General features: G+C 61.0%; 16 protein-coding genes. 4 read left to right on the forward strand and 12 right to left on the reverse strand.

The features are described 5' to 3' along the window. From EN818_RS05305 to EN818_RS05325, 5 genes are all read right to left on the reverse strand, one after another. Complete coding sequence (locus tag EN818_RS05305; RefSeq protein ID WP_095804372.1) at positions 1-1,899, reverse strand: ABC transporter substrate-binding protein; 1,899 nt, start codon at positions 1,897-1,899, stop codon at positions 1-3. After that, on the reverse strand, positions 1,896-3,791 hold the full coding sequence (locus EN818_RS05310; protein WP_095804373.1) for an ABC transporter ATP-binding protein: 1,896 nt from the start codon (positions 3,789-3,791) through the stop codon (positions 1,896-1,898). Before EN818_RS05310 ends, EN818_RS05305 begins: the two co-directional genes overlap by 4 nt. A gap of 140 nt (positions 3,792-3,931) precedes the next feature. Further along, positions 3,932-5,272, reverse strand: a complete 1,341-nt coding sequence (locus EN818_RS05315; protein ID WP_095804374.1) for an adenylate/guanylate cyclase domain-containing protein — start codon at positions 5,270-5,272, stop codon at positions 3,932-3,934. 264 nt (positions 5,273-5,536) lie between these two features. After that, a complete protein-coding gene (locus tag EN818_RS05320; RefSeq protein ID WP_095804908.1) occupies positions 5,537-6,880 on the reverse strand; it encodes a nucleotide sugar dehydrogenase in 1,344 nt (447 codons plus the stop codon). Positions 6,881-6,943: 63 nt separating this feature from the next. Next, a complete protein-coding gene (locus EN818_RS05325; RefSeq protein WP_095804375.1) occupies positions 6,944-8,122 on the reverse strand; it encodes a DUF3095 domain-containing protein in 1,179 nt (392 codons plus the stop codon). Positions 8,123-8,197: 75 nt separating this feature from the next. Here EN818_RS05325 and EN818_RS05330 point away from each other — a divergent pair, with 75 nt between their 5' ends. Both EN818_RS05330 and EN818_RS05335 read left to right on the forward strand, forming a co-directional pair. After that, a complete protein-coding gene (locus EN818_RS05330; RefSeq protein WP_129553788.1) occupies positions 8,198-9,286 on the forward strand; it encodes a glycosyltransferase family 4 protein in 1,089 nt (362 codons plus the stop codon). Further along, positions 9,283-10,059, forward strand: coding sequence for a polysaccharide deacetylase family protein (locus tag EN818_RS05335; protein WP_135904109.1), 777 nt, complete (start codon positions 9,283-9,285; stop codon positions 10,057-10,059). Before EN818_RS05330 ends, EN818_RS05335 begins: the two co-directional genes overlap by 4 nt. A 50-nt stretch (positions 10,060-10,109) precedes the next feature. Here the strand turns inward: EN818_RS05335 and EN818_RS05340 are convergent, their stop codons facing one another. The 4 genes from EN818_RS05340 to EN818_RS34275 all read right to left on the reverse strand — a co-directional run bounded on the left by EN818_RS05340 (position 10,110) and on the right by EN818_RS34275 (position 14,601). Beyond that, the gene (locus EN818_RS05340) at positions 10,110-10,955 is read right to left on the reverse strand and encodes an MBL fold metallo-hydrolase (protein ID WP_129553786.1); all 846 of its coding nucleotides are present in this window, start codon (positions 10,953-10,955) and stop codon (positions 10,110-10,112) included. A 38-nt stretch (positions 10,956-10,993) separates the two neighbouring features. Continuing rightward, positions 10,994-11,440, reverse strand: a complete 447-nt coding sequence (locus EN818_RS05345) for a cyclic nucleotide-binding domain-containing protein (protein WP_095804379.1) — start codon at positions 11,438-11,440, stop codon at positions 10,994-10,996. Between the two features lie 297 nt (positions 11,441-11,737). Then, entirely contained in the window at positions 11,738-14,452 is a 2,715-nt protein-coding gene (locus EN818_RS05350) for an ABC transporter ATP-binding protein (protein WP_129553785.1), read from the reverse strand. A gap of 17 nt (positions 14,453-14,469) precedes the next feature. Continuing rightward, positions 14,470-14,601, reverse strand: coding sequence for a hypothetical protein (locus tag EN818_RS34275; protein WP_281036002.1), 132 nt, complete (start codon positions 14,599-14,601; stop codon positions 14,470-14,472). Positions 14,602-14,847: 246 nt separating this feature from the next. Between EN818_RS34275 and EN818_RS05355 the strand changes: the two genes are divergently transcribed. Further along, positions 14,848-15,519: a class I SAM-dependent methyltransferase gene (locus EN818_RS05355; protein WP_129554081.1), complete on the forward strand. Its 672-nt coding sequence runs from the start codon at positions 14,848-14,850 to the stop codon at positions 15,517-15,519. A 125-nt stretch (positions 15,520-15,644) separates the two neighbouring features. On the opposite strand, the gene EN818_RS05360 is transcribed toward EN818_RS05355, so the two are convergent. Genes EN818_RS05360 through EN818_RS05370 form a run of 3 tightly spaced genes read right to left on the reverse strand, consistent with a single transcriptional unit; the run spans position 15,645 to position 19,277 of the window. After that, on the reverse strand, positions 15,645-16,820 hold the full coding sequence (locus EN818_RS05360; protein WP_129553784.1) for a glycosyltransferase family protein: 1,176 nt from the start codon (positions 16,818-16,820) through the stop codon (positions 15,645-15,647). After that, positions 16,817-18,061, reverse strand: a complete 1,245-nt coding sequence (locus EN818_RS05365; protein WP_129553783.1) for a glycosyltransferase family 4 protein — start codon at positions 18,059-18,061, stop codon at positions 16,817-16,819. Before EN818_RS05365 ends, EN818_RS05360 begins: the two co-directional genes overlap by 4 nt. Before the next feature lies 1 nt (position 18,062). Beyond that, on the reverse strand, positions 18,063-19,277 hold the full coding sequence (locus EN818_RS05370) for a glycosyltransferase family protein (RefSeq protein WP_095804383.1): 1,215 nt from the start codon (positions 19,275-19,277) through the stop codon (positions 18,063-18,065). 1,261 nt (positions 19,278-20,538) lie between these two features. Between EN818_RS05370 and EN818_RS33510 the strand changes: the two genes are divergently transcribed. Further along, entirely contained in the window at positions 20,539-21,906 is a 1,368-nt protein-coding gene (locus tag EN818_RS33510) for a mechanosensitive ion channel family protein (RefSeq protein WP_245518797.1), read from the forward strand. The last annotated feature ends 421 nt before the right edge of the window (positions 21,907-22,327 follow it).

Raw genomic sequence — 22,327 nt, forward strand, 5'->3', positions numbered from 1 at the left:
TCAGGACTCTCCAAGCCAGAATGTATCCGGCATGTAGACACCGAAATAGGCGGTCGGGTCGTAGCCGTAGAGCGCCTTGTCAGGCAGATTGCGCAGCCGCGCGGATGCCAGAACCGGCTGATATGTTCCGTTGACCGTGCCGATCGAAAACACCTGATCGGTGTAGATCGACAGCATTGAATTCCAGATTTCGGCGCGCTCGGTGGGTTCGGTCGACGCGTTCCAGCGTTTGAGCAAAGCCATCAGCTCGACCACAGGCGGAAGATCGGGCGCCTCGCCGAGCGTGCCGTGAGACAAGTAGTGAGCACCCCAGAGCGGCCATTGCAGCTGGTCGTCCATGGTGGGGGCCAGCTGGTACGGGTTCATGTCTGCGGTCGCCACGCCATTGTCGATGCCCGACCACATCGACATCATGATCTGGCCGCCAAGCGCGCGGCTGCGGAAGATGTCGCGCTGGGAAGTGCGGATGAACAGCGCGATGCCGATCTTGCGCCAGTGATCGGTAATGAGTTCAAGCGCGTCGGTTTCCAGCGTGCTTTCGCCGGCCGTTTCCACCAGGATCTGCGCCGGGCGTCCATCGGGAAGTATCCGCAGGCCGTCATCGTCACGCGCCTGGAGCCCGACCTCGTCGAGCAGGGCATTGGCTTGGTCAGGATCGTGGGCGACCCAGGCTTTCGCGAATTCCGGCCGGTAGAGCGGGCTCTCCGGCAGGACCGTATCGGCACTTTCCTGCGCCAATCCGTAGAACACGGCCAAATTGATCTCGCGCCTGTTCACAGCGAGCGAAAGTGCGCGGCGCACCCGCACGTCGCGAAGAAGGCCACGCCACACCTGGTCGGCACAATTCAGATTGGGCAGCAGCGCCAGCCGCGAACCCTGTGTGCGTTTCCACAGATGCATCTTCACCGGGTAGCGCTTCTCCGCGTCCTTCAGGAAGGCGTAATCGGAAAAGTCGATTCCCATGCATTGCAGGTCGCTCTCGCCCGCACCGGTCTTGGCGGAAATGATCGCCGACGAGCTCACATTCAATACGATCCGGTCAACATAGGGCAGTTGCCGCCCGTTCTCGTCTATCCGATGAAAGAACGGGTTCCGCTCGAAGATGAACTGCTCGGCCGGCGGCTTGGTCCGGTTCTGCCAGGGATCGAGCGTCGGCAGATCCGGGTTTTCCGGGCGATACTGACGCGACATGCGGATATGCAGGAGCGTCCATTTCTGGGCCCGGTTCTCCTTCATCAGGCCGGCGAGCCGGAATGGATCCTGGTACTTCTTGTGGAACTGCTTGAGATAGGCGGCCGGCAGAACAAGCGACAGCGGCGAAGCAGCAGCGAGCTTGGGCAGGAAGTCGGGATTGGGCGCATCCCAACTATAGCGGACCGTCAGCGGATCGACGATCTCGAAGCGGGGCGCCTTGCCGTCCGCCAGCAAGGCCGGAGCGAGCCCGCCTTGCGAAAGCTCATCGTTCAGCCAGACATCTTCCCAGCAATAGCGAAAATCCTCAGGCGTCAGCAGGCTGCCGTCAGACCATTTATGTCCTTCCCGGATCTTGAAAGTGAAGATGCGATCATCCGCGACGTCGAAGCTTTCGAGAATGTCGGGTTGCATGTTGAGCTTTTCGTCGTAGCCGACCAGGCGAGCATACCCGTAGATGGTCATCATCCGGATATCTTTCTGGCTGCCGATGATCGTGCGCAGCGTGCCGCCATACTGGCCGGGCTGCCGGCCCATCGCAGCGAGATTCAACGCGCGCGGGCTCTTGGGCAGGCGTTCGGCGAGTGCCGGCAGCGCCTTGGCCTTCAACTGCGCCTGAAGAAATTCCGGTTCCAGATCGCCGGCGCGCAACGTGCCCGGCAGAAATGCCGAAGCCATCAGCCCAAGGACTGTGCGCCGGCTGATCAATGGCGTAGCTCGCTGACATTGGCCGAACGTCGAGCCAGCACGAGGTGGCCGCCGCCAAGATCGAGGGGTGACAGCGTATCCGCGTCGCCCTCGTCCCGGAATTGCGGTCCCCATGCGCTGGTGTCGGAAGCGCCGCTGAGCTTCAGCGTCTTGAAATCCATCGGCCGGTCGAGATCCGGGAAGGGTACTGCGGCGACCAGTGAGCGCGTGTAGGGGTGGATCGGTTTCCTGAGCAGAATTTCGCGCGGGGCAAGCTCGACGATACGCCCGCCGCACATGACCGCGATGCGGTCAGCCATGTAGTCCACCACCGCGAGATTGTGGGATATGAACAGGTAGGTCAGGCCCAATTCCTTCTGCAGGTCTTTCAGAAGGTTCAGGATCTGCGCCTGGACAGAGACATCGAGCGCCGAAACCGGCTCGTCGCAGATCAGCAGTTCGGGTCCCAGCGCCAAGGCGCGTGCGATGCCGATACGCTGACGCTGCCCGCCGGAGAAACTGTGCGGATAGCGCTTGATAAAGCGCGGATCGAGTCCGATTGCCTGCATCAGGCTTTTGACCGTGGCCAGCCGGGACGCGGCATCGCCACGTTGATGGATTTCCAGCGGCTCGCTCAAGATGTTCTCCACCGTCATGCGAGGCGAAAGCGACGAAACCGGATCTTGGAAGACCATCTGGATTTTGGCGCGCAGCATGCGCAGGGTGTCTCCCTCGCCTGCCAAGACGTCGATCGGTCCGTCGCGACCGTTGAAGGTCACAGAGCCGCCGCTTGGGGTGACAGCCCGCATGAGGATTTTGCTGACAGTGGTCTTGCCGGAACCGCTTTCGCCGACCAGGCCCAGGCACTCACCCCGCCTGATATCGAAGCTCACGCCGTCCACGGCACGCACGGAGGTTTGATGATCGCCGCCGAACCATCCGGACTTGCGGATGGTGAAGACCTTTTTCAGATCCCTGACCGACAGCAGGATGTCGTCCGGCCCCGTCGATGCCGGTGCCGTTTGCTTGCCGAGCAGGTTCCCGACATTCACCGGCACCTCGCGGAGCGCCTTTAGCCGTTCGCCCGGCTTCAGGTCGAAATGCGGAACGGCCGCCATCAGGCCCTTCAGGTAAGGGTGACCTGGCCGGCGGAATATCGCCTCGACAGGTCCCGCTTCCATGATCTCGCCATGGTACATGACCACCACCTCGTCGGCGACATTGGCGACCACGCCGAGGTCGTGGGTGATCAGCAGCATCGCCATATTGAGCTTGGTCTGAAGCCCGCGCAGCAATTGCAGGATCTGCGCCTGGATGGTGACGTCCAATGCCGTCGTCGGCTCGTCGGCGATCAACAGGGCGGGCCGGCAGATAAGCGCCATCGCGATCATTGCGCGCTGACGCAATCCTCCCGAAAGCTCAAAGGGATACATGTCATAGGCGCGCTTGGGATTGGGAAAGCCGACAAGGCCGAGCATTTCCTCGGTCCGTGCCTTGCGCTCCGCCCGAGACATGGGTGTATGAATCTGCAAGGACTCGCTGACCTGGTTGCCGATCGTGTGCAGCGGCGACAGCGATGTCATCGGCTCCTGAAAGATCTTGCCGATGCGGCTGCCTCTAAACGCCCGTATCTCGGGTCCATCGCGCGGCATCTTCAGTATATCCTGCGTCGTGCCGGGCCGTTCAGGATCGGAAAACAGGATACGGCCGCGAACATGGGCTGATGCCGGCAAAATGCCCATCACTGCCTGGCTGAGAACCGATTTTCCGGAGCCGGACTCGCCCACAAGCGCGGTAACCTTGCCGGGCAGGACGCGAAGGTTTGCGCGCCTGACGGCATGCAACGGTCCCCCGATGATGGCAAAGGAGATGCCAACATCCTCGATCCGCAGCAGATCAACACCCGAATTCATTCCACACCAGCCCCACTCTGGCAGGTCCGAGGTGAGACTAACGCATTGCCAGCCTAGAGCAACTTGGATTCGAAGCGGTCGCCTGAGGCGGAACCGGCAACCGGACTGGCTTTGGAGCCATTCGGAACAGGTTTGCCAGTTTACTGGAGCTTTCTGGGGTCACCTGCCGACAGCCGCGCGGTATCGCGATGAAGCAGCATGACCTGCTCGGCGTCCGATCTCCGGCCGTAAATCGGCTCCAGCGCAGCGTCTTCATCGACTGCGAGAGCACCCGAGAGATCGGGTGAAAGCACCGTCAGCTTCTGCTTGATGCCGGGCAGTTCTTCCTTGCCGAGCGTCAGCCATTTGCTGGCGCCGCAATAGCTGGCGAAGTGTTCGCTGGCCAGGACGCTGTGAGGATATTTCTTAGTGAAGATCTGGAGGCGCTGGACCTCGTTCACAGCCGCGCCGAAGACGGAGAATGTCAGCCGGTCGGTAAGCCCGACATTGCCGAACATCACATTGCCGACATGCAGGCCGATGCCAAACTTTATCTCCGACAGTCCCTTTTCTTTTCTATGCAAATTGAGATCCATCACGCGCGCCGTGGCCTTGTGCGCTGCTGCAAGAGCAGCTTGGCAGGCGATCTCGGACTGCGAGCGGTGCCTTTCGCAAGGATAGACCGCAATAAAGCCATCACCTATGAAACTCATGATCTGCCCGCCATTGCGATTGAACGGTGCAGCTACGGCGTCGAAAAACTGGTTCAGCGTGTCGATATAGATTTCGCGGCCGGAGGTTTCGGCGAGCCTTGACGACCCGCGCATATCGGCCATGACCAGTGCGGCCCGGATGGTATCGCCCTCGCCGCGCTTGATCTGGCCGTCAAGCACGCGCCTGCCGGCGTCGCCGCCGAGATAGGTGGTCATCATGTTGTCGGCGAGCTTGGTGAGCACCGCCATCTTGGTTGCGATAGCGAGATGGTTCTGGATGCGCAGCAGCGCCGAAATCATGCTGTCGCTGAAGCCTGCGGCGCTGTCGGTGGACCAGGAGCCCATCATGCCCTGACTGGTGCTGCCGCCGAAGGGATGGACGAAAGCCATGTAGTCGGTGATGCCCATAAGCCTGAGTTCATCGAAAACAGGAAACTCCGACGGCACGGACGTGTCCAACCGGCGCCGCAGATGGTCGAGCTTGTTGCTGAGCAGATGGAAGTATGGACTGGTCAGGAACCTGTCGGACGGCACGCCGCCCTTATTGCGGAAGCCTTCCACTTCCATGCCATGGCCGCGAAGCCAGGTGAAGCCAAGCGCGTCATAAAGCGGATGAAGCATCGAAAAGCTCAGATGCACCCGCTTCAGCGGCAGGCCGGCAGCAGCTAGCCGTTCGCAAAAGCCCTTTACCAACGTTTCCAGGTCGTTGCCCGCCAGCGCCGATTGGGTCAGCCAATCGGCAACCTTGTCCATGAGAATGGTGGAAATCTCTGCTTGCGCTGTGCTCATGCGATCTCGAAACCCGTCGAAGACGGAGCCATTATCGTTTGATCCGTCCATAAAACAGTTCGCCAACGACTTAGATACAGGACCCTCGAAGTCAATGAAGCCGGCTTCAGCTGCAAAGCCGGCGAAGAATTTCTCGAACGCTGTCCTTGCAGGCAAGGAGCAGGCGCAACTGCTTCTACCTTCCGGGGCATTATGTGTTGAGCCCGTCGGCGGAATGCAACCACGATCCTGACAGCGGGTGAAAGATTCGCCGGCTCACACGCCTCAGGCCTTCACCACCGTGTCTCGGGCCAGCCCGAGGCGACCAAAAACATTGCGTGTGTCGACGACCAGAAGAGCGTGATCAGCGATCGCCTGATAGTCGATCGCGTCGTGGTCGGTTGCCACGACGACAGCATCGAAATCCTTCAAGGCGGCCTCGGTCAATTCGATCGAGCGGCGCCCCTTGAGCGCCATATGCTCCCGTGTGGTCGGTATCTCGGCAACATGCGGATCGTGGAATTCTGCCCTGCCGCCCCATTCCTCGATGAGCTCAATGAGCCGTAATGAAGGACTTTCCCGGATGTCGGGCACGTTCTTCTTGTAGGCGAGCCCGATGATGAGAATTCGCGAGCGGCTGAGTGCCTTGCCGCAACGCCGATCCAGCGCTTTCGCCAGTTCATCGACCACATGACGCGGCATAGCCGTGTTGATCTCTGCCGCCAGTTCGATGAAGCGGGTCGGCAGTTCGTATTCGCGCGCCTTCCACGTCAGGTAGAAGGGATCGATCGGAACGCAGTGCCCGCCAAGACCGGGGCCGGGATAGAAAGGCATGTAGCCGAAGGGCTTGCTCTTTGCCGCCTCGATAACCTCCCAGATGTCGATGCCCATCGCGCCGAGCACGACCTTCAACTCGTTGACCAGGGCTATATTGACCGAGCGGAAGATGTTTTCCGTCAGCTTGACGGCTTCGGCTGTCGCCGTGCTGGTAACCGGAACGACGGTCTCGACCACGCCCTGGTAGAAAGCCTGCACCAGCGTTGCCGCTTCAATGCCGTCGCCTGCCACGACCTTGGGGATCGTCGCGACTTCAAAGCTGCGGTTGCCGGGATCCTCGCGTTCGGGCGAGAAGCCGAGGTAGAAATCTTTCTTCGACTGCAAGCCGGTTTCTTCCAGTATGGGCTTGATCACGTCGTCGGTGGTGCCGGGATAGGTGGTCGATTCCAGCACGATCAGTTGGCCGGGAAGCAGATGCTTCGCGATGGTGCCTGCCGTGTTCCTGACAAAGGAGAGGTCCGGTTCACGGTTTTTCGTCAGCGGTGTCGGAACGCAGATGATGACGACATCGCAGACGGCCAGTTCGGCAAAATCCGCAGTGGCGCGGAACCGTCCGCTCGCCACCTGGCCGGCAAGGGCTGTCGACGTCACAGCCTCAATGTAGGATTGGCCGTTGTTCAGGCTCTCGACCTTCTGGGCTTCGATGTCGAAGCCGTAAACCGGGAAGCCGGCGCGTGCGATCGCAACCGCAAGCGGCAACCCGACATAGCCCAGTCCGATCACGCCGACTTGCGCGGCGCGCGTCGAAATCCGCTTCAGAAGACGGTCATATATCGATTGTGAGGCGTCCAAAAATCTGCCTTCCGTCACCCAAGACCTCGAGGCATATTGCGGAAAATGCACCTCCGCAAGCCGTCAGACCGACACCTTCGCCTTCAGGCTCGCGGCAGCCATCGCGTAGCCGCCAGCGGCGCCATCGATGAAATGAACGTGGTCGCGCTGCAGCGGCGAGGCGACGAGACAGGTCATCAAGGCCGATTGCTGGCGGTGCAGGCCATAGCTGCAAATGCCCGCCTCTTCCGCCTGTTTCAGCCGGTTCTCGATCCGTTGCAACACATCCGCGTCCACGTCGATGGTCATCTTCAAGCCGTCGTCGAACTTCCGGAAATCCGAATTGCTGGCCACGTCGCGTTTGTAGATCCTTGGATCGAAACGGCCGATCGTCCAGCCATACCGATCGGTGACAGCCGCAAGCGACAGCAGGAACAGTATCCACAGCTTCGACAGCCACCGCCGTCCCGCCGGCGCGACGGCCCGCGCCTCCAGATCGAGGCCGGCGGGCGAAAAACTGTAGGCCGGCCCATCGGCCGGCACCGGATGGCCACCGCGTTCCTGTCCGCCGGCAAGGCCGATGATGTCGGAAGTCAGGACCTGAAAACCGCGCAAATCGCGCGAGGCACCCGGTACGGCTATGATCGAGACGATTTCGCCATGCCGGGCGTCGATCGGGCTCCAGCGGCACGAGAGACCGGTCAGATCCGGCCGCGCGTCGGCCGGCGCAGGACCGATGCGGTAGCGCCCCGCTTTCATCTGGGCCTCCGCCCAACTGCCGCCACCGCCGGCGAACATGGCATAGAAAACCGCTTCGGAGGCTTGGAACCTCGCCACGCGAACGTCGAGCCCTTGCGCTCTTATATCCGCTATCGGCACGATTGCGGCACGCAAGGTCAGGTCCAGTTCGTCCGCCGCCCATCTCTGGACAGCCGCCAGCGCCTTGCTGGTGATCTCCAGCGCCGAGCCGGGAAACGCCACGAGCGCGCCGTCGCCGCCGAAGACAAAGGGAAGATCTTGCCGACCCAGCGCGTTGAGCAACGCCGAAATGACGCTGGCGCCAGCCATGTTGACGGTTTTATAACGCCCGGCCTCGATCGCCTTGGTCGAGCCGACGATATCGGCGGTGGCCAGCGCCCAACCATCGGGGAGAGGCCGATAGTTGTCGATATCGGCAACGCTTTCGAATTTTGCGAAGACCGGCAAAGAAGCGACAAACGGGTCGGACGCCGCAGCTGTTCCCATGAGCATCAGATAGCACATTCCACTGCTTGATGGTGAAAGTCGATCATGCTTCCAAATTGACTTGCACAGGCTTTCCAATGATAGGGTCCAGCGATGCGAATTGCCTTCTACGCGCCGCTAAAGTCGCCCAATCATGCCGTTGCCTCCGGCGACCGCCAGATGGCACGGATGCTGGTCAAGGCGCTGGAGCATGAAGGACATCGCGTCGAACTGGCATCCGAATTGCGTTTTTATCTACGCGAACCGGACTCGAAAAGTTTCGATGCGCTCAAGGCCGAGGCCCGAGAGGAAGTCGCGCGGCTGACAGAGCTTTGGGATCGTGACGGCAAGCCCGATCTCTGGTTCTCCTATCATCCCTATTACAAGGCGCCCGACCTGATCGGCCCTGAGCTGGCTTCGGCCTTTGCCCTCCCCTACGTGACTGCGGAAGCCTCCTATTCGAGGCGGCGCAGCACCGGTTTGTGGGCCGAGGCGCAAGCGTTGGTGGTGGGAGCCGTCGAACGGGCAGCGCTGAACATCTGCTTCACGCAGAGGGACCGTCGGGGACTGATCGACGCGATTCCCGACGCCGCTTTCGGCATGCTTTCGCCCTTCATCGACACATCGCTATTCCGGGAAACACCGGCAAGCACTTGTCCGACACGCCTGGTCACCATTGCCATGATGCGCCCGGGCGACAAAGTCGAAAGCTATCGCATGCTGGCGCAAGCGCTCGGTCCGATCCGCCACCTGCCCTGGACCATGTCGGTCGTCGGGGACGGCCCTGCCCGAGACGAGGTCAAAGCGCAGTTCGCCGGCTTGCCCGCCGACCGTGTCGAATGGCTTGGCGCGATCGAGCCGGCCGCCGTGCCGGATGTCCTCTACAATGGAGGAATTTACGTCTGGCCGGGTTGTGGCGAGGCCTATGGCCTTGCCTATCTTGAAGCACAGGCCGCCGGCCTTCCAGTGGTGGCTCAGGACATCGCCGGCGTTCCGGAGGTGGTGCGGGATGGCCAGACCGGGCTTCTCACCCCGCCGGGCGATGTGGCGGCGTTCAGTTCTGCCATTGAAAGGCTTCTGGTCCGTGACGACGAAAGGGCGCTCATGTCCGGCGAAGCCAGACGTTTCATCCTCGAAGAACGATCCCTCGATACTGCAGCGGCGCGTCTGGCCGAACTTCTTGCGAAGATCCCCGTTGCATGACATCCGATCAGATCTGGCAGCCCTTGGTGGAAGAACTGGCGCGCTGGCAACGGGCGGACCGTAAGGCGGAGTTCTGGCTGCGCGACGATGACGCCGTGGATCCGACGCCTGCGCTTGATCGGCTGCTGGACCTCACCCGTGAATTCGCGGTTGCGCTCACTCTGGCCGTCATTCCGGCGCTGACCGATGAGAAGCTTGTCGTCCGGCTCGACGAGGCGCCGCATGTCACGGTCGCCATCCACGGCTGGGCGCATCGGAATCATGCGCCCGAGGGCCAGAAAAAGCAGGAGCTCGGCCGGCATCGGCCGCGCGAGGCGGTGCTCGATGAGCTGGCTAGCGGGCTGTCGCGCGTAAGCGGGCTGCACGGCGCTCGTGCCGTTCCGATGCTGGTGCCGCCCTGGAACAGGATCGACCCCGGCCTGGTATCCGAGCTTGGATCGATAGGATTTGCGGCGTTATCCGCCTTTGGTCCGTCGAAGCCGGCTTCAGTGGCGGTCGTCAACAGCAATGTCGACATCATGGATTGGCATGGCACGCGCGGCTGTCGCGATCATGGCCTATTGGTTCAGGCCATCGTTGCGCAATTGCAGCATGCGTTCGACGGTGGCGAACCGGTCGGCCTGCTCACCCACCATCTCGTACATGATGAATCGGCCTGGCTTTTCCTCGAACGGCTGTTCACAGTCGCCGCACAGACCGAAGCCTGCGCCTGGCTTCCGATCAGGGCATTGATCGGGCGCAGCGCCGGTACAGCAAATCCAGGAAAAATGTGAGCGGTTTTCTGTCCGGAACCGCGTCAAACAACAAGATAGAGCAAAATAACTCAGCGCTTCTTGTGCAATGAAACTGGAAACGTGAGCGTCTGGCCGTCCCGCGCGGCAAAGGCGCCGGCAAACCTGTCTTTGGCCAGTTTCTCCATCGCGTCCAGTTCCTCATCGGTGCGTGCCGGATCGTGGTGAAACAGCGCAAGCCCCCGCGCACCGGCAGCCTCACAGAGCTTGACGCCCTGTTGCCATGTCGAGTGCCCGTTGCCGCGGCGATGTTCCATTTCCTCCTCGGTGTAGGTGCAATCGTAAATGACGAGGTCGGCATCTTCGATCAAGCCGAGCACCGCCTGGTCGAGTTTGCCCGGCTCGTGCTCAGTATCCGTGATCACCGCCACGACGCGTCCGCCCCATTCGACCCGGTAGCCTATGCAGCCGCCCGGATGAAGAAGGCTGGCGGTTCGCACCACAACCCCCTCGCGCGGCCGAAGCACGTCTCCGGAAGCAAAATCGTGACAGTCGAGCCTTGCCTTGCAGATATCCAGTTTCACCGGGAACCATGGCGGCCGCATGAACTCATCGATCATCTGCCGGGTCGTCATGCGCCCTGCAAGATGCCCGGACCAAAGCGCAACCTTAACGCTGCGGTCATAGATCGGCGCAAAAGCCGGCAGCCCGATAATGTGATCGTAGTGGCAATGGGTGAAAAGCAGATCGAAATCGGTCACGCCTGACGCCCGAAGCGCTCTCCCGGCAGGCCGTAGTCCAGAGCCCGCGTCGAACAGAAGCGTATGCTTGCCGCATCGCATCTCAATGCAGATTGTATTGCCGCCGTAGCGAGCGAATTCTGGTCCCGATACCGAGATGCTGCCGCGCACGCCCCAAAACCTGACCAGGAAATCCATGCTGCTCCTTCGGCCCGTCGTAGCCAAACAAACTGCTGCTAGGCGTTTCGTGCGTCGATCAGATCCGCGGTCGTATGGCTTAGCCGATCGGCAAGAACCCGCAATATCTCGATGGTCATCTCCGGGAACTCCTTCATAAGCCTCAGGAAATGATCCTTGTTGATTTTCAAGGCTTCCAGCGGACTTGCCGCCCTGACGGTCGCAGTGCGGGAGCTGTTGCACAATATCGCGATCTCGCCAACAATCGAATTCGGCGCCAGTTCTGCAACTTTTATTGGTCCGCTATCGGAATCGACCAGAATATCCGCCGTGCCTGAAAGGATAACATAGGCGGCGTCTCCCTCGTCGCCCTGCCGGAAAAGGATTTGGCCGGCGCTGTAGCTCACCCGATCGGACGTAAATGCAAGCAGCTTGAGCTTTGTCGCTTCGATGCCGGAGAACAAGGGAACGCGCTGCAGCATTCCAACTTCATCCTTGAGCAGCATTGTCGCAACCCTTCTCAAATTCGCGTTTGCCAGATGAGAGCAACCGACGCCCAGACAGAGTGAATTCTGTTTCCGCAATGGCGGGTCGAACCATGCGAAAGATGGCGAGCCCGCAGTCGAGCCAGCGGCCCGACAAAATGGGCGTCCGCCAGCCGGCAACGCGGAGAGCCGGGTGATTTGCGCAAAATCCTTCGGGTTTTCGGCGCAGATGTGGTCCCGCTGCGCTTTTCGCCGAATTCCTTGATCTTGCAGCAAATTCCCAGCGGCAGAATTTTCCCATCCGAATGACCGTTGCTTCTACGACAGCAGTTCCTTGAAGATACTCTTCCCTGCCAAAAGTGTCTCGTGCGTTCCGTCTTCCACCAATTGGCCCGAGTCGAAGACGATAACGCGATCGAACATCATCCCCATTGCCGGATTCGTCACGACCCACACGATTGCCGGCGAATGGCCGTCGCACCTGGCTTCCTCGAGCACGTTCCGCAGCACCTTGTCCTGCACACGCTGGTCGAGCGCCGACAGCGGCCGGTTGAGAATGAGAAAATCAGGACGCTTGAGCAGGGCCCGGGCAACATCGAGCTTCTGTCGCTGTCCAGCGGTCAGCCGCCTGCCGCCGGCGCCGACGTTGAAGTCCAGGCCGACATCCAGAAGTTCGGAATAAAGCCCCAGTTCGTCAAGAATGTCATAGACGATGGAGCGTATGCGGTCCGGCGCGTCGGGATGGTTGTTGCCCACGCGCCCGAACAGGACGTTATCCATGACGGTGGCCGCGGCAATGTATTTGTCGGGATCGTACCGTTCGATCGCATTTTGCAGCTCGGGCGGCAGGTTCTCATAGAACCGGTTGCGTGCAGCGACGATCTTGCTCATCAGCTCGTCGCTCAGCAGGCCGAATCGATGCCGGGGCTCGATATAGGCAAAGCTCAAGGTGACGATCATGGCACGGTCGCTCTCCGAGACCGCCTCGTAGGGGCGGTTCTTGAGCCGTTGCAGCAAGCTTTCGTAGGCGGGTATCTCCTCGGCGCTCATGAAGGCGAGCTGCTGGAAGAAGTGATGATCGGGCGGCAAGTCGGCGAACAACTCGATCGCCTGTTCTGCGATCTCCATGCCCATTTCGTAGAGGATGCGATCGAGGCCGGCTTCCCTCAGCACAGAAGCGAAATAGGAATTGCCCGCTAGAGCCTTGTCGGCCAGTTCCGGGCCGGCGGCAGCACCGAAGAGCAGGTTTTGGCCGATGCTTGCTTCCTTGTTGTAGGCACCCGGTTCGAAAGGAACCACCAGTCCGCTCAGCCCTTCCTGTTCCAGCCGGGTTCGCAGTGCCGTACGCAGTTCGACGATCCGGCTGGCGAGTTCCGTGTGACGCGTGAGGTCAGCCGATGAGCGCAAGCCAAGATCCAGAATGTCGCGCGACAGAACAACCGCGTCGAGCACCCGGCGCACCGCTTCAAAGAGGTCCTGCTGGCCGGTGGCGCCGGCGGCAGCATAGTCGATCCAGTCGCTGTTGATGTCGATATCCGGATTACCCGACCGGCGCGCCTCGTGCATGTTCCAGCGGTGCTGGTCTGCCGCAGAACCGTCATACGACACCGGTTTGAGCGGCGCATGCTTCAACCCGTAGAGCAGATTATCGCGCAGGCTTGCATGGAACAGGAAAACGTCGGATGAGGCATAGGACATGCGCCGGCCGGTCACCGCTTCGGGGAGTTCAAGCAGGTCGTCGGCGCCCGAAGCGACCTTTCCGCTGTCCGGCCAGCTCAGCCGCGCGAAGGCTTCTGCAAGCGCCTCCGCTCCACCCGTTCCGGTACTGACCAGCGCCACCGTCTCACCCGGCTTGACCTGGAGGGAGATACGGTCGAGGAGCATTGCACCGCCATCGTCTGCGATGGACAGATTGATCGCCGACAGGGGGTTGGTCATCGGAGCGGGAGCGTCGATCGTCAATGCCCCAATTGTCGGCGCGATGAGATCCTCGACGGTGAATTGTTCAACGACCTGCTGATATTTGACTTGGACGTCCTGCCGGGCCTGATCCCAGTCGATCAGTTCCTTCATCGGTCCGGGCAGGTCCTTGTAGGCGCTGATCACGGCCACGAGCTGGCCGACGTCCAGCCGCCCCTGGATGACCAGGTAGCCGCCGATCATGTAGAATAAAAAGGGCGTGACCTGCGCGAGAAAATTGTTGAGGAACTTTACCATGAATTTCCACTGGTAAAGATCGAAGCGGATCTTGAAGATGAGCCCGAGCCGGGCAGCAATGTCGGCGCGTTCGTAATTTGAAGTATCGTGGACGTGAACCGCGCCGATGCCGTCGACGATTTCCCCAACCCGGCCCGAGAGCGCGCGCGCCGTCAGCTGCCGTTCGCGCCCCAGCACGATCAGCCGCCGCCGCATTCGCGGGATGAGCACGATCTGAATCACAACGATCACGCCCGCTATCATCCCGAGCCAGACGTTCTGGACCATGATGAACAGCATGGCCGTCAGCGCCTGGCCGCCGAGCAGCACCGGCTGCAGGAAGGCATCGCCGATGAAGCCGCCCAGCGGCTCCACCTCGTCCTTCACCATGGTCGCCACTTCGGCGGATTTCACCCGTTTGAAGTAAATCGGCGGAAACCGCAGCACACGATCGACCAGATCGAAGCGGATGCGCCGGAGCATGCGTTCGCCGAGCCGGCCCTTGTAGGTGTTGATGTAGAGTTTGAACAGGCCGTTGATGACGACCAGCAAGAGGAACACAACGCTCAGGGCAAACAGCGTCTGCGTGCGGTCGAGCTGAAAACCGGAGAAGAACTGGACCTCTCCAACCAACGGCAGGTCATAGTGTAGCCTCATGAATGCCTGGGTCGCGCCCGGCTGCTCGAAGCCCTTGCCCTGAATTGGGCCGTTGACGATCAGCTTCGGCAGGTCGAAGGATATGAAATACGGGATCATCGAAAGCAGGACGATCATCAATATCCAGACCTGCTGCTTTTTGGTGTGCGTCCAGATATAGCGGGCTAGGCTTGGTTCCATATGCGACCGTGGATCCTTCATTTGGAAGGTTGCCGGGTGTAAAAGCAGCTGTCCGCGAATGGCCTATCGGCAATTTCCGCGTCGCCGCCGACAAGATCCGGCGCATGGTCGACGACAGCGACATGGGTATCGTTGATCAGCGAAGTCATCGGCTGGCCAAACGGTCCGCGGCTTCCGCGAGGTTTGGGCGAATAGCCGGGCGGCACGGGGCCGCGGCTGCGCGGCTGGTGCCGGCGGATGGACGCCAATGGTCCGGACAGACGCAACAGGCTCTCTCCCGCACGGGCAATGGCGAAGCGACTTGCCGCAAAATCACGTCCGCGAAATCAAACAGCCTCGCGCGAGGGCAAGATTGCGTTGTGCCGCCCGAAATCCCAACATACAAGACGAATATGATGGATGTCGCGCAACCACGCAATGCCGGCATGGACTGGCACGAGCAAGCCTTGGACCTCACGCGTGGAATTGCTGCCTATGTCAGCTGCCCTCTCGTGGCAGGACTGGCGCGCGTCATCGCCAAGCACCCGCAGGCCGACATCGCCAACGCCTTCAACCACAAGCAGGTCGCCTGCAAGATGTGGGCGCTCGACGGGCTGTTCGACAGTTGCGGCGGCCGGTTCGGGCGCATATGGGTTCTGGGTGGATGGTACGGCGTATTGCCGGCAATGCTTTTCAACGACACCCGCTTCGACATCGCGGCGATCGATAGCATCGACATCGATCCCGAAGTCGCTCCGGTCGCCCGGACCCTCAACCGGGAAGCCGGCGACCGGTTCCAGGCGCTGACGGCCGACATGTACGCGCTCGATTATGCGACCGGACGGCCCGACCTGGCAGTCAATACCAGCTGCGAACACATAGCCGATCTGCGTGCCTGGCTTGCCCTGCTTCCGCAGGGCACGAATGTGCTGCTGCAATCGAACGACTATTTCAGCGAGCCGACGCACATCAACTGCGTCGCTTCGCTTGCAGCCTTCGAAGCAATGGCGGCGCTACGGGAGGTGCGGTTTTCCGGCGAACTGCCGACAAAGAATTATACGCGCTTCATGCTGATTGGAGCCGTTTGATGCATTAATGCATGTCGCTCAGAAGTGTGCGCGGTCCTGAGACAACGACATGCGTGAAGACAAGGAGTTGAAGCGCGCCGCATGAATCTCACCAGACCGCGACGCGCGCTAACACCTTGTCGCGATCACTGAACTTTTCCGAAACCAAGCCCCTCCTTCCGGGACCATCTTCGATATTGCTCGCGCAGGATTTGCGCCGAACGAGGCCCGCCTTCCAGGTCGAGGCGATGCGCGGCTGGCGCAGGTCCCAGAAGCGCCTGTGCGATCGTTTGGGCCAAACCTTCAGGCGTCAGATCCTTTTCCATCAGCACGGTTGCAAGACCGAGTTCTTCAAGCATCAGCGCGCGAACCGTCTGTTCGGTTTCGGCGCCGGCTGCAAACGGAACGAGCAGGGAGCGACAACCGGCGCGCAGGATATCGCAAACGGTGTTGTAGCCCGCCTGCGAGACTGACAGGCGGGCGCCGGTCAGCAGGCTGGCGAAATCGGCGCGGAAGCGGAAGATGGACAGACCCGGCGTGGCATTGCGCGCGATCACGTCAAACTCGTCTTTCGGCAGGTTTGGGCCGGTGATCAAACACCATTTCCAGGCATTGTTGGCATTGTGCGCCGCCGCGATGGTGGACGTGACAAGGCTTTTCCCCGCAGCCCCGCCGCCAACCGACACCAGGACGTCGAAGCGCTCGGAGGCCGCGGACGGTGGCGGCGCAGCAACGAGCCCTGTGTAGGCAACCTCGGCCCTGATCGCCCCAGCCAGTGGAAACGTCCTGTCGATGGTTGCGAAAGCCGGATCGCCGTGGACCATGACAAGGTCGAAATGCCTGTTGATGAGATCGACCGTTTCCTCGTTTCGGCCCGGCTTGACGCGGTCCTGAAGGATATCACGGACGGACGTCGCCAGCAGCGGCTTGGGCAACGTCGCGTCGATGGCCTCGATCAGCGGCAAGAGTTCGAAATGCATCTGCCGGCGTCCAAATGGAAACGCTTCGACAATGACGATATCGGGCCTGCAATCCCGAAATGCCTGCAGCAGCATCTCTGAGCGGCATTTCTTGAAAGCTTCGTCGATGGGTTTGCCCTGGAGATCGACAAGTCCGGAAAAGCCCTCATCACCGGAGGTGACAGGCGGCAGGGCTACAGATTTCACACCCGATCCCGGAAACCCCGCGATCGGCGCTCCGCCGGTCACGACGGTGACGTCAAATCCGTCATCGACCAGAGCCGCCGCAATTCGGCTGGCGCGCGCCAGATGGCCGATACCGAGGAGGTGCTGGACGTAGAAGAAAACGCGAAGTCGCTTCATTCGGCGGGCCGCCACTCGCGCTCGAACAGTTCCTTGAGCTGTCCAATGCTTGCCATATGATCGAAATTGCCGCGCACGCGCCGCTCTGCGGCGTCGCCCAGGCGGGCGCGCAACACGGGATCACGGATCAGATGCTCCAGCGCCTGTGCCAGGGCAATCGGGTCTTCCGTCGGAACCAGCAGCCCAGTTTCATTCGCCGACAAAAGCTCCGGCACGCCGGAAATGTCGGTCGACACGCAGGCCAGCCGCTGGCTGGCCGCCTCCACCAGAACGTTCGGCAGGCCGTCCCGGTCACCGTTCGCGGTGATCCTGCAGGCCAGGGCGAAGATGTCGGCGCGGCGGTAGTGCTGAAGCACCTCCTCCTGCGCCAGCGCCCCCTTCCACGAGACGCGACCATCCAGGCCGAGCTTCTGCGCCAACGCCTTGAGCCGCTCCATCTGCTCGCCGCCGCCGATATGCTCGAAACGCCACGCCAAATCGCCAGGCAAGAGAGCAAGGGCCTCCAGCAGGGTATCGTAACCTTTCTTTTCAACGGCGCGCCCGACACTCAGAACGACAACCGGTTCGTTCGGCGCCGAGCCGTCATGCTGTTTGCGCGCTTCGCTGAAACTGCCGAAGCGATCGAGATCCAACCCATGATAGCTCAGATGCACAGGCGACTTGCCGTTGGCGAGCTCTTTCAGGCGCTCGAAGCCGGTTTTCGTGCAAGTGACCGTCCAGCGCGCCGACGAAAGCTTGCCGGCCAGATCCCAATCCGCCGAAGTCCAGATGTCCTTGGCATGGGCCGAGCAACTCCAGGGCAGGCCACGAAGCTGGCTGGCATAGCGTGTCACCGACGCCGGTGTGTGCGCGAAATGTGCATGCAGCCAGGCCCCGTCTTCCGGCCATTCGGCCGCCAGCACCAGCGCCTGTCCGAAGCGGCGCACGCGGTTGCGGGTAAAGTCACGGGGGACATCGATAGCCAGCGATCCGAGCGCGCGCCAGAATCCCGGCCTCAGCAGACAAGCACACAGCGAGCGAAGCACGCGCAGCGGCTCTTCATGCAGATATTCCGGCAGATAGTGGACGGGCGCTTTGATCTCGTCATGCACAGGGTGGCGTTTTGTGTCGGTCGGCCGCCTGAGCGCGACAAGCACCAGATCGAATCCGGCGCGCTCCAGTCCGAGCAGCTCCTGCGCGATGAAGGTTTCAGACAGACGCGGGTAGCCCTTCAGAACCACGACTATCTTGCGACGTTGCAACTCAGTTCATGCCTTCAATGACCGAAAGGTGATGGCCGGCGCGCCGGTCGAGCAGATCCGCGACGATTTCGGAAATGTGAGGCAGCCCTTCCAGCGTCAGGTGCGGATTGCTCTGCGATGGGCGGCGCCGGTCTGGCAGCACCTTCAGTGTATCGGCAAATCGCTGGTAATCCGCGGCTTCCTCCGGCAAAAGCATCTCGATGAGGCCGAGTTCGGCTGCGCGCCGCGCACGGATCAGTTGTTCCTCGCGGGGCTCGACGCGCGGCACGATCAGCGCCGGCTTGTCGAAGGACAGTATCTCGCAATAGGTGTTGTAACCGCCCATCGCCACTACCGCCCGGGCGCCGGCGATCAGCTCTTCCATGCGGTTGTCGAAGTCGATGATCTTGATATAGGGGATCTTGGCCCCCTTCTTGCGCAGCTTGTTGCGCTTGCGCGCCGGCATGTAGGGCCCAAGCACGATCAACGCCCTGTGCTGCAATTGCGAATCCTGCTGGTAGGCGTCGATGACGTTGTGGATCAGTTCGGCGCCGTCACCGCCGCCACCCGTGGTGACGAGGATATAGTCGCCCTCGGGCCGGTGGCCGGGCAATTCGTTCTGCGGCAGGCTCCGTTGCAGGAAACCGACGAACTTCATCTTTGCCCTGACAGCCGGCGGCACATCCAGGCCGACCAGCGGATCATAGAAATCCGGTGGGCCATAGACCCACACCTTATCGTAGAACAGGCCTATCTTGCGCATCACGTCCCTGCGTTCCCACTCTGCTTCGAGCAGATGCGGCGCGTCCATCACCTCGCGCAGTCCAAGCACGAGCGTGGTACCCCGCGTCTTGAGGTAGGACAGCGTGTCCTCGATCTCACCGCGCAGGCCGAGCGGTTCCTTGTCGACGATGAAGATATCGGGCCGAAAGGTCTCGGCTGTGTGGCGGATGATCGACTGGCGCATCCTTAGCGTCTCATGCAGATCGATATCCTTTTCGAGCGAGGTGTATTCGCCGTTGCGCAACTTGATGACGCTGGGGATCTTCACGAAGTCGACGCGGGCGCGGTAGTCGAAGGCGCCCGCGATGGTCGCACCCGAAATGATAAGCACCTGAAGTCCGTGGAAATCCTCGACCAGCGAATGCGCGATCGTCCGGCAGCGCTGCAAATGGCCGAGCCCGAACGTGTCGTGGCTGTACATGAGAATTCGAGCGTCTTGGACGTGCTGGGTCATTGTTGAACGTCTTTCCGAACTCTCGCCTGACACCATGCTCGCTGGTCTACCGCCTGTTGTGAAACATGAGGGCGCATTTTTCAAATTGTATTACCGAAGAGGTTCATGGCGGACGTCGTGAGGATGCCTCTGCTGGGCTGCCTGCTTGCCGGTCGGTCGGGAAGAACCTGGAGGCCTAGGGCGGGGTCGGAGTGCCGCCCTGCCCCCGGCGGCTAATCGAACCCGGCCCAGACTCGGAACAAAGAGGACTTGCGCGGCAACACCGGTTTCTTCAAGGTGAAGCAACAATGGACATAGATGTCGTTGCTTGCCGATTGACCGGAAGGCTAACAGCACGATGCCGCTCATGATTCAACGATGGGCAGTCACGAGCCTGGCACGAGGTCCCGGACGTCTGGCGGCGATGTTGGTCCTGATTGCCAGGCTGCTCATCATAGGCATCGCCCTCTTGTTGGCCGGTCCGGCAAAGGCGCAAGCGCCGGCGCCGGTCCCACCCGAAAGGGTCAAGCAGCTATTCGACCTTCTCGACGATCGGTCGGTGAAGGCCTGGGTGGCTGAACAACGAGACCGGGCCGCCGGGACAACGGGGGCCAAGGCAGCAGCTTCGCCGGCCGGCGCATCGTCCGATGCAGTCGCCCCAGGCCAGATGAATACGATGGCATCCTCGACGCTCGATCGGATCAGGCATCATATCGAAAGGATCGTGCGAACCTTGCCCTTGCTGCCCGACCAGTTCGCGCGCGTTCGGGCGGAGACCATGCAGGATATGTCCGGCAGACGGCCTGCCGGCGTATTGATGGTGATTGCGATCTTCATCGCCGCCGGTCTGGCCCTCACTTGGGCAACATACAAGTTCACCGATCCATTTCGTCTTTGGGTCAGCGCGCAACCGAAGGATACGCCCATTGGGCGAGCCAAGAAGATTGGCGGTCGCACGCTTTATTCCAGCTTGCTGATCGTCTCCTTCGCATTGGGCAGCGCCGGCGCGTTCATGTTGTTCGACTGGCCAATGCTGATCCGCGAGATTGTGCTGACATTTCTGATCGCTGCAGTCGTGACATGGGGTGTGCGCATGTATCTGACGGCCCTACTCGTCCCTTCCTTCCTAAAGGTCGAGAACGCCGTCGAGGTTCGTGCCTTGCCGATCACCAACGACGCGGCTGACCATTGGACCTATTGGCTATCCTGGATCGTCGGCGTCTTCGCCTTCTTCGCCGCCGCGTTTATCCTCTTGCCGGGTCTCGGCATCGATCAGGACGGAATGCTGGTCCTGTCGGTGGGCGCCGATCTCGCCCTGCTGTTGCTCTTTCTGCTTGCCGTTTGGCGCCGGCCGAGAACACGGCGGGACGGTGCGCGCCAAAGCGGTCATACGGGAGCGACATGGCTATTGACTGCCTATTTCGTCGTCCTGTTCCTGCTGCGCATCGGCGGCCTTCATATATTGTTCTGGTTTGCTTTGGCCGCACTCTTCCTGCCGTTGGCAATCGTGCTGACGCAGCGCGGGGTTAATTTCGTCCTGCGGCCGGGTTCGGAAGATGTTGGCCGGCCTACGATCCCGGCGGTGACGATCGCTGTCATCGATCGCGGAATCCGGATGGTCTTGATCCTGGCGGCGGCCTACCTTCTCGCGCGCGTCTGGGGTCTGAACATGCAGTCCATGCAGGACAGCAACACGACGACCACGCTCATATTGCGCGGCTTGATCAATGTCGTGGTCATTGCCCTCGCGGCCGATTTCGGCTGGTCGATCATCAAAGCTTTGATCGAAAGAAAGCTGGGCATCGAGACGCCGCACGCGGTGATCGGCGACGAGGAGATGCCGATTGTCGATCCGCAGCAGGCGCGTCTGCACACGCTCTTGCCGATCATCCAAAACATTCTGCTCGCATTGATCGTCGTGATGGCGGTGCTGATGATGCTCGCCTCAATGGGTATCCAGATCGGCCCTCTGATCGCCGGCGCCGGCGTCGTTGGCGTCGCTGTGGGATTTGGGGCGCAAACCATAGTCAAGGACGTCATCTCGGGCATATTTTTTCTGCTCGATGATGCGTTTCGTGTTGGCGAATACATCTCGTCGGGCCGTTATGTGGGCACCGTGGAGAGCTTTTCGCTGCGCTCCGTGAAGCTGCGGCACCATCGTGGCTCGCTGTTCACCATCCCTTTCGGTGAACTCGGGGCAGTCCAGAACCAGAGCCGTGACTGGGTTACCGACAAATTCAACATCACCGTCGGCTATGACACCGATATCGACTTCGCTCGCAGGCTGATCAAGCGAATTGGCCTCGAACTGGCGGAAGATCCCGAGTTCAAACACTGGGTGCTCGAACCGATCAAGATGCAGGGCGTGCAGGAGTTCGGTGAGTACGGCATCGTATTGCGGGTCAAGGTCAAAACCATACCGGGAGGCGCCTTCGGTATGAAACGCAAATTCTATGTACGCCTCCGCCAGGTCTTCAAGGAGCAGGGCATCGAACTCCCATTCCCAACCGTCCAGATCCAGGGGCCGCTGAACCCGGCCGGGGCAGAGACTGCGTCCCCGGCGATCACGCCCGAATTGGTCGCCGTCGCGCAGTCGCACACCAATCGGCGCAGAAGAAGAGCCAGCACGACCGGAGTAGGAAAACCGTGACGGCTGCCGGTCACGGCCGCCTTGGCGCGCACAGCTTCAAACGTTAAGACGCCCTCTGACGCTGACGGTGTCTGAAAATTCGGCCGGCAGCATCCGGAGGTCCGTGACTTTCAAGCGGCGTTGGTCAAACACTCCGCGCCGATAGCCCACCGGCTGAAAAGTATCAGACGCCGCATATTCCCGCAGCGCGAACGAACGACAGCCAATGCCAACGGCACGTAGGCGCCGAGAGCAGTCATAAGCAGGAAGCCGCATGCCGACCTTGTCGCGCTGCCGATATCGCCGGATCGCACTGGCGAGCATCAAGCACTTGGCAATTCGCCCGGCGCTGCTTTCCCGAGGTTCCAACGGATTTGGCCCTTCCAGGGCGCCAGATCTGGGCATGATCTGAGCTTAGATCTGGTTTTAAGCTGGATAGTAT

Origin of the sequence: Mesorhizobium sp. M3A.F.Ca.ET.175.01.1.1, from assembly GCF_004791945.1 — a bacterium.
Lineage (GTDB): Bacteria > Pseudomonadota > Alphaproteobacteria > Rhizobiales > Rhizobiaceae > Mesorhizobium.

Coding starts and splice junctions, on each gene's coding strand:
- EN818_RS05310 (WP_095804373.1), bottom strand. CDS start 3,791: ATGAATTCGGGTGTTGATCTGCTGCGGATCGAGGATGTTGGCATCTCC.
- EN818_RS05315 (WP_095804374.1), bottom strand. CDS start 5,272: ATGAGCACAGCGCAAGCAGAGATTTCCACCATTCTCATGGACAAGGTT.
- EN818_RS05325 (WP_095804375.1), bottom strand. CDS start 8,122: ATGTGCTATCTGATGCTCATGGGAACAGCTGCGGCGTCCGACCCGTTT.
- EN818_RS05330 (WP_129553788.1), top strand. CDS start 8,198: ATGCGAATTGCCTTCTACGCGCCGCTAAAGTCGCCCAATCATGCCGTT.
- EN818_RS05335 (WP_135904109.1), top strand. CDS start 9,283: ATGACATCCGATCAGATCTGGCAGCCCTTGGTGGAAGAACTGGCGCGC.
- EN818_RS05340 (WP_129553786.1), bottom strand. CDS start 10,955: ATGGATTTCCTGGTCAGGTTTTGGGGCGTGCGCGGCAGCATCTCGGTA.
- EN818_RS05345 (WP_095804379.1), bottom strand. CDS start 11,440: ATGCTGCTCAAGGATGAAGTTGGAATGCTGCAGCGCGTTCCCTTGTTC.
- EN818_RS05350 (WP_129553785.1), bottom strand. CDS start 14,452: ATGGAACCAAGCCTAGCCCGCTATATCTGGACGCACACCAAAAAGCAG.
- EN818_RS34275 (WP_281036002.1), bottom strand. CDS start 14,601: ATGACTTCGCTGATCAACGATACCCATGTCGCTGTCGTCGACCATGCG.
- EN818_RS05355 (WP_129554081.1), top strand. CDS start 14,848: ATGGATGTCGCGCAACCACGCAATGCCGGCATGGACTGGCACGAGCAA.
- EN818_RS05360 (WP_129553784.1), bottom strand. CDS start 16,820: ATGAAGCGACTTCGCGTTTTCTTCTACGTCCAGCACCTCCTCGGTATC.
- EN818_RS05370 (WP_095804383.1), bottom strand. CDS start 19,277: ATGACCCAGCACGTCCAAGACGCTCGAATTCTCATGTACAGCCACGAC.
- EN818_RS33510 (WP_245518797.1), top strand. CDS start 20,539: ATGCTGGTCCTGTCGGTGGGCGCCGATCTCGCCCTGCTGTTGCTCTTT.